The organism is Rhodococcus opacus B4, assembly GCF_000010805.1.
Lineage (GTDB): Bacteria > Actinomycetota > Actinomycetes > Mycobacteriales > Mycobacteriaceae > Rhodococcus_F > Rhodococcus_F opacus_C.
The window spans coordinates 4,004,417-4,018,698 of sequence record NC_012522.1 but is presented as its reverse complement, the minus strand read 5'-3'; the positions used below and the strand labels follow the sequence as shown (position 1 = coordinate 4,018,698).

Below are 14,282 nucleotides of genomic sequence, written 5' to 3'. Positions count from 1 at the left end.
GCCGTCCGCTGCCGATGTTCGCCGAATCCGGCGGGCGGCACGCATTTCCACCACATCTCGAAAGCCAGCTACTAGTCGCGCGGCTGCTCCACGACCCAGGCCGCGACCTGGGTGCGGGACGTGAAACCCAGCTTGGCCAGGATGTGCTCCACATGACCCTGAGCGGTGCGCGGTGAGATCACCAGGCGATCGGCGATGGCCTGATTGGTCAGCCCTTCGGCGATGAGGTCGGCGACTTCGTGTTCGCGCTTGGTCAGTCGCGTCGACGCGCCGGATTCTGGTGCGGAGGCGCCGGGCTGCGCCTTGCGGAGGGCGTAGGCGATGGCCGCGTCGAAGCCCAGCTGTTCACCTCTGCGGTGTGCCGCCGCGAATGCATTGTCCCCGAGTTCCTTCCGTGATTTCGCGGCGAATTCCGTCTGGTAGACGATCAGATCGGAGTGGATGACCGCAGCACTGCCCACCGACTTCGCCAGCCACTGCGCGGCCCCCATCAGCACTGCGGCCCGGGCCGGGTCTCGCCTCTCGCACGCGATCCAGGCCAGTGCCTCGACGGCTGCCGCGGCGAAGCGGGGGCTGTGCACCTGCCGCGACAGCTCCAGCGATTCCTCGAGGAACCGCACCGCGCGATCGGCGGCGCCCTGTCGCCACACCGCAATTCCCAGGGCCCACAGCGAATGTGATCGGTACATCTTCTCGCCGTACTCTTCCGTGATCGCGAGAACCCGCTCGTGACATTCGATGGCCTCGTCCGTCCGGCCGGCCAGACCGTAGGCCAGCCCGAGCAGATAGAGCACGTTCGTCTCGAGGGTGCGTTCCCCGCGGCTGCCGAACTCCGCGAGTGCGGTTTCGAGGTGCGAGCATGCGTGTGGAAGGTCCCCGCTGTAGAGGGCCAGCGTTCCGTCGGCGACGGAGACGAGCGCGCGCATCATGGGATCGCTCGTGTGCGCGGTGAGGCTCCGCGCCTCCGCCACCAGTGCGGCCCCGGCCTCGAGATCGCCCTGCACGTCGGCCATCACTGCGGCGCAGTGGAGCGCCCTGATCCGGTCGACCGTCGGGTTTCCGGGGGAACGGGCCAGCAGGTCGGAGAACCAGCGCCGCCCCTCGCTGTACAAACCCTGGGAGGTCCAGAACCAGCGGAGGGCGGCCGCCGTGCGCAGGCCGGCGGCGGGATCGTCGTCGATGCAGAACTCCAGTGCCTCACGCAGGTTCGGCTGCTCCCGCTTCAGTCGGGCGATCCATTCCAGTTGCCGGGCGCTGATCCACTCGGCCTCCGCCTCGAGCGCCAACCGCTCGTACCAATCCCGGTGACGTCGACGCAAAGCCACGGTCTCGCCGGTCTGCCCGAGCTTCTCGTAGCCGTACGCGCGGAGCGTCTCGAGCATCCGGAACCGCACCACCGACCCGTGCTCCTCCCGGATCAGGATCGACTTCTCCACCAGCGAGGTCAGCGTGTCGAGCAACCCGTCCGGCCCCAGGCCGGCGCCGCACACCTGCTCCGCGGCATCGAGTTCGACACTGCCGGCGAAGACCGTCAACCGTCCCCACATCAGTTGCTCACCGGCGGTGCACAACTCGAAGCTCCAGTCGATCGACAACCGCAGCGTCTGCTGCCGCGACGGCGCACCCCGGCTGCCGCGGGAGAGCAGGGTGTAGCGGTCGGTCAGCCGCTCGAGGATCTGCTCGGGCGACATCGCCCGCAGCCGGGCGGCGGCCAATTCGATCGGCAACGGCAATCCGTCGAGACGGTGGCAGATCCCCGCCACCGCCGCCGCGTTGTCCTCGGTGAGCGCGAATCCGGGTACCGCGGCGGCGGCGCGGTCGGCGAACAGGGTCACGGCGTCATATTTCGGCAAACCCCGCAGGGACGGCCGGTGGTCGGGGTCCGGCACGGTCAGCGGCGGCACTTGCAGCACCGCTTCCCCGCCGATGCCGAGGGGTTCGCGGCTGGTCGCCAGGATCCGCAGCGCCGGGCACACCCGCAACAGCATCTCGGTCAGCTCGGCCACGGCGTCCACGAGGTGCTCGCAATTGTCGAGCACCAGCAGCGTCTCTCGGGAAGCGAGGAACTCGATCAGCACCTCCCGCAGCGGCCGCGCCGAGTGGTTCCGCACCCCCACCGCCGCGGCCACCGCGTCGACCAGCGAAGACCCGTCGCGCAGTTCGCCCAGCTCGGCCAGCCGCACACCGTCGCCGTAGTCACGTTGCACCGCCGCGGCGACCCGCATCGCCAACCGCGTCTTGCCGACGCCTCCGATTCCCGTCAGCGTCACCAGCCGTGACCCGGCGAGCAGGTTCCTGGCCTCCGTGAGCTCGTGCCGGCGGCCGACGAAACTCGTCAGTTCCAGGAGGAGTTTTCCCGTCGCGCCGTGTGGGGACGGTCCCGTCGGTGTGGCGCCGCCCGCCGCGCGCCCTCGGTCCCCGACCTGTGCGTCGGGTTCCGCGCGGAGGGCCATGTTTTCGAGCGGGAGGCCGTGCTCGCGTTGGATCCGCCGCAGTTCCTCCCCGAATTCGGCGACCGTCGCCGGACGCCGATCGGGAGTCCGGGACATCGCCCGGGCGATCGCGTCGGCTACGTCGTCGGGGATTCCGTGCTCCCGCAGGTCGGGCACCGGTTGGGTGGTGATCCGCAGGAACTGTGCGACCACCTGCTCCCCGCTGCGGCGTTCGAACGCGGCATGACCGGTGAGGGCACTGAACAGCGTGGCGCCGAGGCCGTAGACGTCCGCGGCCGGGCTGGGCGGATCCCCCTGGAGGACCTCCGGCGCGGTGTAGGCCGGCGACCCGGTGACCGCGCCGGCGGCGGTCTCGAAGCCGCCGGTGACGTGCGCGATGCCGAAGTCGGTCAACTCCGGTTCGCCGTAGTCGGTGAGCAGGATGTTCGCGGGTTTGACGTCGCGGTGCAGGATCCCGAGCCGGTGCGCCGTCTCCACCGCGCCGGCGATCTTCACCCCCAGCCGCAGTACCTCACCCAGTTCGAGTGGGCCGTCCCTGCGGATCCGGGCCTCCAGCGACCCGTGCGGGTGATACGGCATCACGATGTACGGAACGCCGCTGTCGGTGGCCCCGACCTGCAGGACGCCCACGATGTTCGGGTGCCCGGTGAGCCGGCCCATCGCCCGCTGCTCCCGGAAGAATCTCGCCCGGTTCTCCTCGTCGAGTTCGACGGTGAGCACCTTCACCGCCACGGTGCGATCCAGATCGGCCTGGGTGCAGCGGTAGACGACGCCGAAGCCGCCGCGCCCGATCTCCACGGCGTCGTCGAAACCCGCCGCACTCAGCTCCGACGCCAGGGCACGGACGACGTACCGCTGCGTGTCGAGCGGATCACCTTCACCCATCGGACGGTCTACTCACTCCGCCGGCTCGTGCTGCCGCGCGCTGGTTCCGACGGCACGACCAGAGCGCAGATACAACCGTGAACTCGCCTCTCGACGGCGTGCCCACCAGGATATCGCTGCCCTCGGTCGAATTACGGCGTCCTGGTGGATCCCCGCACGACGAGGCGGCCGTGGAGTTTCCCCGGCGGCACGGACCGGTGGAGGTCGTCGAGGCGGTTGACGAGCCGTGTGACGGCAACGCGGGCAAGGAGTTCGGGCTGCAGGTCCACCGAGGTGATGGGGGGTGTCGCGGATCGGGTGTGTTCCGAGTCGGAGCCGCCGACGATCTGGACGTCGCCGGGAACGTCGAGTCCGCGTTCCCGGACTCGCGTGAGGACTCCGGCCGCGTGCCTGCCGGTGAGGCAGTACACCGCGTCGGGTGGGTCGCTGCGGTCGAACAGTTCGTCGGCGGCGTCGCGGCCGCCGGACTCCCCGGTGGTCTCCGGCCGGTGGGCGACCAGCGGGTCCTGACCGCGCGCCGCCGCCCAGGCGCGGTAGGCGGCCTCGGCGCCGAGGTTCCACGAATTGGGGTCGGTTCCGGCGACGAGTGCCACCCGCGTCGCCCCCACGTCGTCGAGGTGCCGCAGCACGAGGTCGGTCATGAGTTCGGTGTCGGTGTCGATCCAGTTGTCGTACGCGGCCCTCGCCGGATCTCTGCCGACGGACAGGAACGGCACGCCTTCCCCGAGGAGCATCTCGATGAGGGGATCGTTCGTGACGGGTTCCGTGATCAGGAACCCGTCGCAGGCGAGGGCAGCAGCCGGCGACTCTTCACGCGTCGGGTCGGACACCAGCATGAGTCCGTATCCGAAGTCCATCGCGGCCAGCGCCGCCGCACCCGCGAACCGCAGGAAGTAGTCAACGCCCTCGGGGAGCGACGAATCCAGCGTCTCGAGGGGCCGGAGCACGAGCGCGAGGATGCCGAGACGGTTGCTGCGTAGTCCCCTCGCCACCACGTCCGGCCGGTAGCCCAGGGATTTCGCGGTCGCGCGGACCCGCTCCCGCGTCGCGGCGGCGACGACGCCTTTGCCGCTGAACGTGTGCGACACCGTGGTGGTCGACACCCCGGCGTGCCGTGCCACGTCGGCGATGGTGGGCCGCGCTCGCTTCTCCGTCACGGATCCAGGCTATCAACCATCCGACCTGCACCAAATCGATTTGTAAATTGCCCTTGCACCCTCTTGTCCAAATCGATTTGGTTCCGTACGGTGACCCGGGTCACGCCAGATCGGCATTGCGCCACCAGCCGCACATCCGTGCCCGTCTACCCGGAGGACCCCATGGCACCGACACAAGCAGACCCCCGCGCGGCGAAACCCGGCACGACACCGCCCGCCGACCGTGCCGGGCAGGTGGAGACGCACGGCATCGACTTCATCCCGGACAGCGAGCGACACGGCCGCGCCCGGGACCTGTTCGCCGTGTGGGCGGCGCCCAACGTGAGCTACCTGGCCCTGGTCGTCGGCGGCGCACTGATACTGATGGGCCTGTCGTTCTGGCAAGCGCTCGCGGTGATCGTGGCCGGCAACCTGTTCTCGATCCTCACCGGGATCGTCGCCGCCAGCGGACCTGCATCGGGCACACCGAGCGAGGTCATCACGCGGGCGATCTTCGGCATCCGCGGCAACCGGGTGAACATCCTTGTGACCAGCTGGTTCATCAGCGTCTGTTACCTGGCGCTGAACTGGGCGGCCGCGTCGTACACGGCGTTCCGGCTCGTCGAAAGGTTCGGCATCGACGCGACCACCCCCGTGAAGGTTCTCGTCATCCTGGCGATCGCCGCCGCCACGCTGGCCATCGGGGTATACGGGCACGCGACGATCGTCCGGCTCTACCAGCCACTGGCCGTCGTGCTCACCGTCGTCTTCGTGGTGATGGCCGGCTACGTCCTCGGGAATGCCGACTGGGGTTACCAGCCGGCGGAGGCGCTCCACGGGATCGGGCTGTGGGCGACGATCGCCGCGGGTGTCTCCATCGTGGCGTCGGCTCCGCTGTCCTACACCAACAGCGCGGACTTCGCCCGCTACCTGCCGGCGACCACCTCGCCGGTGGCGGTCGCCGCCTGGACGGCTCTCGGCGCGTTCGCCCCCAGCGTGTTGTTCACCGCGCTCGGCGCACTCGCCGGCACCGGCCTCGACATGGCCGACCCGCAGATCGCGCTCGAGGCCATCCTCCCGTCCTGGTTCACGCCGATCTTCCTGCTCGCCGTCATCGTCGGCACCATCGCCAACAACGCGATGACCGCCTACAGTTCCGGGCTCGCCCTGCAGTCGGTCGGCTTGCGCCTGCGCCGCTCGCGCAGCGTCCTCCTCGACGGCTCGATGGGTGTCGCCATGACGTTGTACGCCCTGCTCGTCTCCAACTTCCTCGACACCGTCAGCAACATGATGCAGCTCGTCGTGACCGTGATGGGTCCCGTGATGGCCGTCTACGTCGCCGACGTGCTGTGGCGTCGCAACCGCTACGACGGCCTCGGGCTCGGCGACGAAACCAGCAGCAGCCCCTACTGGTACAGCGGTGGAATCAATTGGGCGGGAACGGTCGCCGTCTTCACCGGCATCGGAGCGGCCGCGCTGTGCGTCGCCGCCCCGGTCTACACCGGACCCATCGCGAACGCGGTCGGCGGCATGGACCTGTCGCTGCCGGTCGGGTTGCTCGTCCCCGCGGCGCTGTACGTCGTGCTGATGCGCTCGTACCGAACCCGCTGATCCGCCGTGATCAATTGCTCCACAGCTTTATTCACACCATCTGGATAACTAGGACGATCATGACCGAATCCATCACTGCCCGCCCCCACGTCTGCGTCGACGACACCCGGCCGCGCGAACGCGGCGTCGCCCGCGGCACCCAACTTCGCACCGACCTTCCCGCGGCCGTGGAACTCTATCTGCGCCTGTTCGATACGGTCGGTGTGAGCGAGAACCGGACCCGCGACAGCGCGCACCGTCTCGCGGATGTCCTGGGGGCGTGGGGTCCCCGGTACCTCGAGGAGATCGAGGGCATCGCCGCCGGCGCCGGGCTCGAACCCTGGCACGTGACGGCGCTGAACGGCCGCACCGAGATCCTGTCCCAGGCCACCGCGGCCCGCCCCGGCGAGTGCTCCACCATCGCCTACGCGCCGGCGGATCGCGCGTCGGCGCCGTTCGGGATCCAAACCTGGGACTGGCATCAGGAACTCGACCCGTTCTGGCACACCCATCAGGTGCGCGGAACCCGCCACGCCTACGTCGGGCTCACCGAGCACGGCATCCTCGGCAAGATCGGGATGAACAGCGCAGGCCTCGGCGTGTTCTTCAACATCCTCGGCCACCGCGACGACGCACCGGCCGGGGTGCCCGTGCACATCCTGTCGGCGGCGATCCTCGGTGAAGCCGCAACCGTCGGCGAGGCCCTCGACCTGCTGCGCTCGGCACCGATCGCGACCTCGGGCGCGCTGACCCTGATCGACCCCGACACCGTCACCTGCGCCGAGGTCAGCCCCGTCGGCGTTGCGGCCCTGCACCCGGCCGACGGGTTCCTGACACACACCAACCACTTCCTCGACCCGGTCAACGCGGCCCGGGAGAAGTCCGGCCTCTACGAGCCCGACTCCCAGGACCGCTACGCGCTGATCGCCTCCCGGCAGCAGCGGTACGCGGCCCCGACCGCCGCCGATCACCTCGTCGAGTACCTGTACTCCGACCCCGGGCAACCCCAGCTGTGCTGTGTCCCCGCCCCGGACGCTGTGTTCGGTCAGCGCTGGGCCACCCTGTCGACGGTGCTGCTCGAACCCGGGCACCGGCGTGCCCGCATCCTCGCCGGCACCCCGATCGACGCCCGCCGACGGTCGTGGACCACCCTCGACGCCACCGCGCCCGCGCCCGCCTTCGTGTCCGGGTGACTTGGGTACGTGAGCGGCAAAGCGTGCTCCCGCACTCTTTGCCACTCACGTGGGGTCAGGCAACCAGATTTGCCGAGGCCCAGTCCATGTGCATCTGAATTGCCTTGGCCGCCTCGTCGGCGTCGCCGGTTTCGATGGCGTCGACGATCGCGCTGTGCCGGCCGACGTCCATGTTGCCGACGGCGCGGTCGAGGCCGGCGAACATGATCGACATCCGGATGGATCCTTCGAGGGAGATCCAGGAGTGCAGGAGTGTGTCGTTGCCGGTCAGCGAGCACATGGTGCGGTGGAAGTTCAGGTCGGCCTCGATGCGGGCCTCGAGGACCGCCGTGTCCATGACGTCGAGGGCAGCGCGCAATTCCGCGATGGCGGTGGTGCGGTCGGCCAGGCCGGCGAGTTCCCGGACGGCCAGCGCCTCCAGTGCGGCGCGGACGGCGAAGATGTCGCGGATCTCCTTGGAATCGAGGTGCCGCACATACAGCCGGCCCCGCGCCCCCGCGGAGATCAAGCCCTCCTGTTGAAGTTGGCGCATCGCCTCGCGGAGCGTGCCGCGGCTGATCTGCAGCATCTCCGACAGTTCCGTCTCCACGAGTGGGCTGCTCGGAGCCAGTTCCCCACTCGTGATCGCGACCCGCAGGGCGGCGACGGCCTGCTGACGGAGGCTGGTCTTCTCCAGCCCGAGCAGTGCGGCGGGTTGTCCGGCCATGGGTGCCTCCGTGGGGTCGGCGATCAACTGTCGACAGCGGTCTGTTGACAGCAACCTGTTGACAGCCATCGTACGGCCCCCGCGTCCGGATCTACGTCGAGGGCCGTACGCGCTGGTCACGCCAATTCGCCCAGCACCTTCGCGACGATCCGGTCGGTGCTCAGGCCGTACCGCTCGTGCAGGGTGGGTAGGGCGCCGGCGTCGAGGAACTCGTCGGGAAGGGCGATCGGCACGACGCGCTTGCCGAGTCCGGCCGTGACGACGGCGGCGGCCACCGTTTCGAAGAGACCGCCGATCACGGTGTGGTTCTCCAGCGTCACCACCAGGCGGTCGGTGTTCACCTCGGCGAGGACGGTCTCGGCGTCGAACGGCTTGATCGTCGGCGTGTGCACGACTGCCACGTCCACGTTGTGCGCGGCCAGCCGGTCGGCGGCCTGCAGCGCGCGCATCGTCATCAGCCCGCTGGTGACGAAGACGACGTCGTTGCCGCCGCGGAGCACCTTCGCCTTGCCCAGTTCGAACGTGTAGTCGTACTCGTCGAGTACGGTCGCGACCTTCCCCCGCAGCAACCGCAGGTACGTGGGACCGTCGGACGCGGCGAGTTGCGGAACGGCCTGCTCGATGTCGATGGAGTCGCACGGGTCGACGATGGCGAGGCCCGGGATGCCCCGGAAGATGGCCATGTCCTCGGTGGCCTGGTGGCTGGGCCCGTAGCCGGTGGTCAGGCCCGGGAGCCCGCCGATGATGTTGACGTTGAGGTTGGGTTCGGCGATGTCGAGGCACAGGAAGTCGTAGGCGCGGCGCGCGGCGAACACCGAGTACGTGGACGCGAACGGCACCAGTCCGGTCTCGGCCATCCCGGCGGCGGCCCCGAGCAGCAGCTGCTCGGCCATCCCCATCTGGAAGAACCGGTCGGGGAACTCCTGCGCGAAGATGTGCATGTCGGTGTACTTGGCGAGGTCGGCGGACAGGCCGACGATCTTGTCGTTCTCCCGGGCGGCCGCCGCGAGGGCGTGCCCGAAGGGTGCGCTGGTGGTCTTCTGCCCGTCGTCGACGAACGAGGCGATCATCGCCGAGGTCTTGAGCTTCGGCTTGCTGGCGGTGGTCATGTTCAGGCGTCCTTGTGGTCGAAGCCGGCGGTGAGTTGGTCGCGGCAGATCTGCCACTCGTCTTCGTCGATGCGCATGAAGTGCGCCTTCTCCCGGGTCTCGAGCAGGGGCACGCCCTTCCCGACGCGGGTGTCGCAGAGAATGATCGACGGCTTGCCGTCGGACTCGGCGGCGGCGTTGTCGAACGCACGCACCAGTGCGGTGACGTCGTTGCCGTCGACGCGTTCGACGTGCCAGCCGCAGGCGGCCCACTTGTCGTGCACGGGTTCGGTGCTCAGCACCGTCGAGGTGGCGCCGTCGGCTTGCAGCGCGTTGATGTCGACCATCGCGGTGAGGTTGCCGAGCCGGTGGTGGTGGGCGCCCATGGCCGCCTCCCACGTCGAGCCCTCGTCGAGTTCGCCGTCGGAGAGGAAGTTGTAGACGCGGGCGGCCGAGTGCTGGTGACGCAACCCGAGGGCCATGCCGACGGCGATGGTCAGTCCGTGCCCGAGGGAGCCGCCGGAGATCTCCATGCCCGGGGTGTACGTGGACATCGCCGACATCGGGAGGCGGGAGTCGTCGGAACCGTAGGTTTCCAGTTCGCTGCGGGGGATTATTCCGGCCTCGGCGAGTGCGGCGTAGTGGCCGATGGCGTAGTGGCCGGTGGAGAGCAGGAACCGGTCCCGGCCTTCCCATGCGGGATCGTCGGCGCGGAAGCGGAGTCGATCGGCGTAGACGGTCGCGAAGATGTCGGCGGCCCCGAGCGCCTGCCCGACGTATCCCTGGCCCTGTTCCTCACCCATGTCGATGACGTTGTGCCGCATGCGGTAGGCGAATTGTTCGACGGTCGTGATGCGCACCGCTTCACTCGTCGTGTCTTCGGCCGCGGTGGTGGCGGTTGTGATGGTCACAGGAGTTCCTTTTCCTTGCGGATCGTGGGGCCGTTCGAGGCCGGCGTGTCGGTGCTTTTGGAATCGGTGTGCGCCGCGGCCTCGGCGGCGAGGCGACGCTCGGTGGGTCCCCAGGTCTCCCGGGTGATCAACGCCGCCCAGAGTCCGATCACGGCGTACGTGATGAACAGCACCGCGGGGCCCCACCAGCCGAAGGAGACGAACAGCAGCGTGGTGACGAAGGGCGTGAAGCCGGAGACCATCGCCGAGATCTGGTAGGCGAGAGACGCTCCCGACGCCCGGCGCGAGGCGTCGAACAGTTCTGGGAACCAGGCGCCCTGCGCACCCGCCAGCGAGTTCTGGCAGACGGCGTAGGAGATGACGATGGTCGCGATGATCAGGATGAACAGTCCGGTGTTGACCAGGAGGAACATCGGAATTCCGAACAGCGCCGCAAAGGCGCAGGACGCGATGTAGAGGGGGCGTCGTCCGATGCGGTCGGTGAGCCGGGCCCAGGCGACGGTGGCGAAGATGCCGATCGCGGACGCGATGCACAGGGCGATGAGGGTTTCGGACTTTCCGGCGAGACCCTGGCTGTGCAGGTAGGAGATCATGTACGTGATCGACACCGCGTAACCTGCTGTTTCGGCGACGCGAAGACCGATGCCGCGCAAGATGTTCCGCCAGTCGTGCTTGATCGATTCGAGAACCGGCGACTTGACGATGTCGCCCTCGTTCTTGACGTCCTCGAAGACCGGCGATTCGGGCACCTTCGACCGGATGATCAGCCCGACCATCACCAGGACGATGCTCGCGAGGAACGGCACCCGCCAGGCCCAGTCGCCGCCGAGGTGCACGCTGAACAGGAACACCAGATTCGCCAGCAGCAGCCCGACGGGGAAGCCGGCCTGCACGATGCCGGTGAACTTACCCTTCGACTTCCAGGGCGCGTGCTCGTAGCTCATCAGGATCGCGCCGCCCCACTCGGCGCCGAACGCGAGGCCCTGGATGATGCGGACCAGGACCAGCAGCACCGGCGCGATCAGCCCCACCTGCGAATAGGTGGGCAGCAGACCGATCGCGAAGGTCGCGAGACCCATCGCGATCAACGACGCCACCAGCACGGGCTTGCGGCCCAGCTTGTCGCCGAGATGCCCACCGAGCACCCCGCCGAGCGGGCGTGCTGCGAAGCCGACACCCAGCGTCGCGAACGCTGCGAGGGTCCCGGTGACCGGGTCGGCGCCGGGAAAGAAGGCGGTACCGAAGTACAGCGCGGCGGCCGTGCCGAACCCGATGAAGTCGTAGGTCTCGATGACGGCACCCACCGAGGAGCCGATTGCTACGCGCTTGGCGTCCTTCGTGCCATGGACAGGACCTCGCATCCTGAGTGTTTCGGTACTCATGGGGACTCCTCTTCGGGCTGCCGGTTTCTACGATTGCCGCCGATTTGTTGACTGTCAACAGTGCGGTTTTCATAGTGTGATCCGAGCCACGTCATTCTGTCAACCGTTGCCCGCCGACGGTTGACTGTTAACAGTCGATCGGCTTACTGTGGTGGCAGTCACCCCCGCGTCGTCGACCGGCCTCCTGCACTACGCCGCACGCCGAGACCCGCGAGCCCAGCTACACGAGGAGCGATCATGTCGTCCATCCAGCGCACCGCCGTCGTCACCGGCGCCACCTCCGAGCGCGGTATCGGTCTCGCCACCGCCCGCCGCTACGCCGAGGAGGGGTGGGCGATCGTCGTCCTCGACCTCGACGGTGAGAAGTCCGCGAAGGCCGCCGCGGAGATCGGGAACGAGTTCGGCGTCCCCGCGTTCGGCCACGACATCGACGTCGCCGACGAGCAGTCGGTCCAGCGTGCGCACGACGCCGTCGCCGCCGAGGTCGCCGCTGGAAACCTCCCGGCCGTGGGTGCGCTCGCGAACATCGCCGGCATCACGTCACCGGTGCCGTTCCTCGAGACCACACTGGAACTGTGGAACAAGGTGATGGCGGTCAACGCCACCGGCACCTACCTGGTCACCCGCGCGTTCCTGCCCGCGATGATCGACAACGGCTGGGGCCGCGTCGTGAACATGTCGTCCGTCTCCGCCCAGCGCGGCGGCGGCGTCTTCGGGAAGGTGCCGTACTCGTCCGCGAAGGCCGCGGTCCTCGGTTTCACCAAGTCCCTCGCACGCGAGCTGGGCGACAGCGGGGTCACCGTCAACGCCGTCACCCCCGGAGCGGTCGACACCAGCATCCGGGTCGGCAGCACGGCCGAGCAGGAAGCCGCCCTCTGCCGCGACATTCCCCTCGGCCGGGTCGCGACCACCACCGAGGTCGCCGCGGTCATCACCTTCCTGTCCTCCCAGGACGCCGCATACCTCACCGGCACCACCGTCGACATCAACGGCGGCAGCCACCTGCACTGAGCGGGTACGTGAGTGGCAAAGAGTGCCCCCGCACTCTTTGCCACTCACCTGCGGAATTTTTTTTGCAAGGCGTGTCGATCCATGCCACCCCCCGTTCGACCTGAGGATGAGAAGGTCCAAGAGGGCCCCGACATCCAAGGAGACGAACCATGAAGTACATGCTGATCATGCGCGCCACGGACGAAACCTTCGCGGCGTTCCAGGACGCCGATATGGGCGAGATCATGGACGCGATGGGCAAGTTCAACGACGAGATGATCCGGGCGGGTGTGCTGCTCGCCGCCGAGGGGCTGGACCCCGACCCCGAATCGGGTGTCGTGGTCGATTACTCCTCCGAGCCTCCCGTGGTGACCGACGGCCCCTACGGTGAGACGAAGGAGTTGTTCGGCGGCTTCTGGATGCTCAACGTGGCGTCGAGGGAGGAAGCCGTGGAGTGGGCCAAGCGTGCTCCGATGGCCGGTCCCGGTTCGAAGGCGGAGATCCGCCGGGTCGCCACGATCGACGAGTTCCCGCAGGACAACGAGTGGATCCAGAAGGAGCGGGCGTGGCGCGAAGCGACGGGTCAGCTCTGAGTGAGTCGGCGGGCGGCGGCCACACCGGGCGTGAGGCCGTCGCCGCCGTCTGGCGGATCGAGTCGGCGCGGATCGTCGGTGCGCTCGCCCGGTACACCGGCGATTTCGCGCTCGCCGAGGACCTCGGCCAGGAGGCGCTGGCGGAGGCACTCGTGAGCTGGCCACGCGACGGCATCCCCCACAACCCGGCGGGATGGTTGCTCACCGTCGGCCGCCGCCGCGCGATCGACGCGTTCCGCCGGCGCGCCGCCCTCGACGAGCGGTACGCCGCCCTCGCCCACGAACTGGGTGAGGGCGGCGCCGTCTCGGGCCCCGCGCCCGCCGATCCGGCCCGGGGCACCGGCGACGTGCTGTGGGACCCGGACCAGATCGACGACGACATACTCGCGTTGATGTTCATCTCCTGCCACCCCGTGTTGTCGCGGGAGGCGAGGGTGGCGCTCACCCTGCGGGTGGTCGGCGGTCTGACGAGCGACGAGATCGCGAAGGTGTTCCTCGTCCCGACCGCGACCGTGCAGGCGCGGATCACCCGGGCGAAGAAGACCCTCGGCGCGGCCCGCGTGCCATTCGCGGTGCCGCCCGCCGGGGAGCGGACGGAGCGGCTCGGCTCGGTCCTCAGCGTGATCTATCTGATCTTCACGGAAGGGTCGTCGGCCAGCTCCGGCGGCGACCTGATCCGCCTCGACCTGGCGAGCGAGGCGCAGCGCCTCGCCCGGGTGCTGACCCGGCTCGTACCCGACGAGCCCGAGGTCCACGGCCTGCTCGCGCTGCTCGAATTGACCGCGGCGCGGTTCCCGGCCCGCACCGGGCCGGACGGCGAGCCGGTGCTGCTCGAGCAGCAGGACCGCCGCCGCTGGGACCGTTCCGCGATCCGGCGGGGACGAGCCGCCCTCGCCCGCGCCGAACAGGTCGGCCGGGGCCTGGGCGCCTACGGGCTGCAGGCGGCGATCGCCGAATGCCACGCCGTCGCGCCGTCCGTCGACGCGACGAACTGGGAACGGATCGTCCTCGTCTACGAGGCCCTCGGCAGGCTCGCGCCGTCGCCGGTGGTCGATCTGAACCGGGCGGTCGCGGTGTCGATGGCCCAGGGACCGGCCGCGGCGCTGCCGATCGTGGACGAACTGGTCGCCGCCAAGGAGCTGCCGAACTCGCACCTGCTGCCCAGTGTTCGCGGCGAACTGCTCACCCGCCTGGGACGCACCGACGAGGCACGGACCGAACTCGAGGCCGCATTGAAGCTGTGCGGCAACGAGCGCGAGCGGACCGTGCTCGCACGGAAACTCGCCGACCTGGTCGGGTGACGCGAGCGGTGTGACGCAATGCCCCCGGCTGCCGCGGGCAACCGGGGGCCGACG

11 protein-coding genes are annotated in these 14,282 nt (G+C 69.1%); 5 read left to right on the top strand and 6 right to left on the bottom strand.

The window, feature by feature from the left end:
• Positions 1–71 precede the first annotated feature (71 nt).
• Together ROP_RS18355 and ROP_RS18350 are read right to left on the bottom strand one after the other, a co-directional pair.
• Positions 72–3,338 carry a protein kinase domain-containing protein gene (locus ROP_RS18355; protein ID WP_012690905.1) on the bottom strand — a complete coding sequence of 1,089 codons (3,267 nt, stop codon included), beginning with the start codon at positions 3,336–3,338 and terminating at the stop codon, positions 72–74.
• A 131-nt stretch (positions 3,339–3,469) separates the two neighbouring features.
• Positions 3,470–4,495: a LacI family DNA-binding transcriptional regulator gene (locus ROP_RS18350; protein ID WP_012690904.1), complete on the bottom strand. Its 1,026-nt coding sequence runs from the start codon at positions 4,493–4,495 to the stop codon at positions 3,470–3,472.
• Between the two features lie 162 nt (positions 4,496–4,657).
• Here ROP_RS18350 and ROP_RS18345 point away from each other — a divergent pair, with 162 nt between their 5' ends.
• Complete coding sequence (locus ROP_RS18345) at positions 4,658–6,085, top strand: purine-cytosine permease family protein (protein ID WP_012690903.1); 1,428 nt, start codon at positions 4,658–4,660, stop codon at positions 6,083–6,085.
• 59 nt (positions 6,086–6,144) lie between these two features.
• Positions 6,145–7,257, top strand: a complete 1,113-nt coding sequence (locus tag ROP_RS18340; RefSeq protein ID WP_012690902.1) for a C45 family autoproteolytic acyltransferase/hydolase — start codon at positions 6,145–6,147, stop codon at positions 7,255–7,257.
• 55 nt (positions 7,258–7,312) lie between these two features.
• On the opposite strand, the gene ROP_RS18335 is transcribed toward ROP_RS18340, so the two are convergent.
• The 4 genes from ROP_RS18335 to ROP_RS18320 all read right to left on the bottom strand — a co-directional run bounded on the left by ROP_RS18335 (position 7,313) and on the right by ROP_RS18320 (position 11,344).
• Positions 7,313–7,963: a GntR family transcriptional regulator gene (locus tag ROP_RS18335; RefSeq protein ID WP_012690901.1), complete on the bottom strand. Its 651-nt coding sequence runs from the start codon at positions 7,961–7,963 to the stop codon at positions 7,313–7,315.
• A 116-nt stretch (positions 7,964–8,079) separates the two neighbouring features.
• Entirely contained in the window at positions 8,080–9,072 is a 993-nt protein-coding gene (locus ROP_RS18330) for a transketolase family protein (RefSeq protein WP_012690900.1), read from the bottom strand.
• A gap of 2 nt (positions 9,073–9,074) precedes the next feature.
• Positions 9,075–9,962: a transketolase gene (locus ROP_RS18325; protein WP_012690899.1), complete on the bottom strand. Its 888-nt coding sequence runs from the start codon at positions 9,960–9,962 to the stop codon at positions 9,075–9,077.
• A complete protein-coding gene (locus ROP_RS18320) occupies positions 9,959–11,344 on the bottom strand; it encodes an MFS transporter (RefSeq protein ID WP_012690898.1) in 1,386 nt (461 codons plus the stop codon). The genes ROP_RS18325 and ROP_RS18320 overlap by 4 nt, the downstream gene beginning before the upstream one ends.
• Before the next feature lie 237 nt (positions 11,345–11,581).
• Here ROP_RS18320 and ROP_RS18315 point away from each other — a divergent pair, with 237 nt between their 5' ends.
• From ROP_RS18315 to ROP_RS18305, 3 genes are all read left to right on the top strand, one after another.
• On the top strand, positions 11,582–12,355 hold the full coding sequence (locus ROP_RS18315) for an SDR family NAD(P)-dependent oxidoreductase (RefSeq protein ID WP_012690897.1): 774 nt from the start codon (positions 11,582–11,584) through the stop codon (positions 12,353–12,355).
• A 149-nt stretch (positions 12,356–12,504) separates the two neighbouring features.
• A complete protein-coding gene (locus ROP_RS18310) occupies positions 12,505–12,927 on the top strand; it encodes a YciI family protein (protein ID WP_012690896.1) in 423 nt (140 codons plus the stop codon).
• Positions 12,900–14,228, top strand: a complete 1,329-nt coding sequence (locus ROP_RS18305; RefSeq protein ID WP_012690895.1) for an RNA polymerase sigma factor — start codon at positions 12,900–12,902, stop codon at positions 14,226–14,228. Before ROP_RS18310 ends, ROP_RS18305 begins: the two co-directional genes overlap by 28 nt.
• Positions 14,229–14,282 lie beyond the last annotated feature (54 nt).

Excerpts from the sequence above, each read along its gene's own strand:
- ROP_RS18320 (WP_012690898.1), bottom strand. The coding sequence starts at position 11,344 with ATGAGTACCGAAACACTCAGGATGCGAGGTCCTGTCCATGGCACGAAG.
- ROP_RS18310 (WP_012690896.1), top strand. The coding sequence starts at position 12,505 with ATGAAGTACATGCTGATCATGCGCGCCACGGACGAAACCTTCGCGGCG.
- ROP_RS18315 (WP_012690897.1), top strand. The coding sequence starts at position 11,582 with ATGTCGTCCATCCAGCGCACCGCCGTCGTCACCGGCGCCACCTCCGAG.
- ROP_RS18340 (WP_012690902.1), top strand. The coding sequence starts at position 6,145 with ATGACCGAATCCATCACTGCCCGCCCCCACGTCTGCGTCGACGACACC.
- ROP_RS18335 (WP_012690901.1), bottom strand. The coding sequence starts at position 7,963 with ATGGCCGGACAACCCGCCGCACTGCTCGGGCTGGAGAAGACCAGCCTC.
- ROP_RS18345 (WP_012690903.1), top strand. The coding sequence starts at position 4,658 with ATGGCACCGACACAAGCAGACCCCCGCGCGGCGAAACCCGGCACGACA.
- ROP_RS18330 (WP_012690900.1), bottom strand. The coding sequence starts at position 9,072 with ATGACCACCGCCAGCAAGCCGAAGCTCAAGACCTCGGCGATGATCGCC.
- ROP_RS18355 (WP_012690905.1), bottom strand. The coding sequence starts at position 3,338 with ATGGGTGAAGGTGATCCGCTCGACACGCAGCGGTACGTCGTCCGTGCC.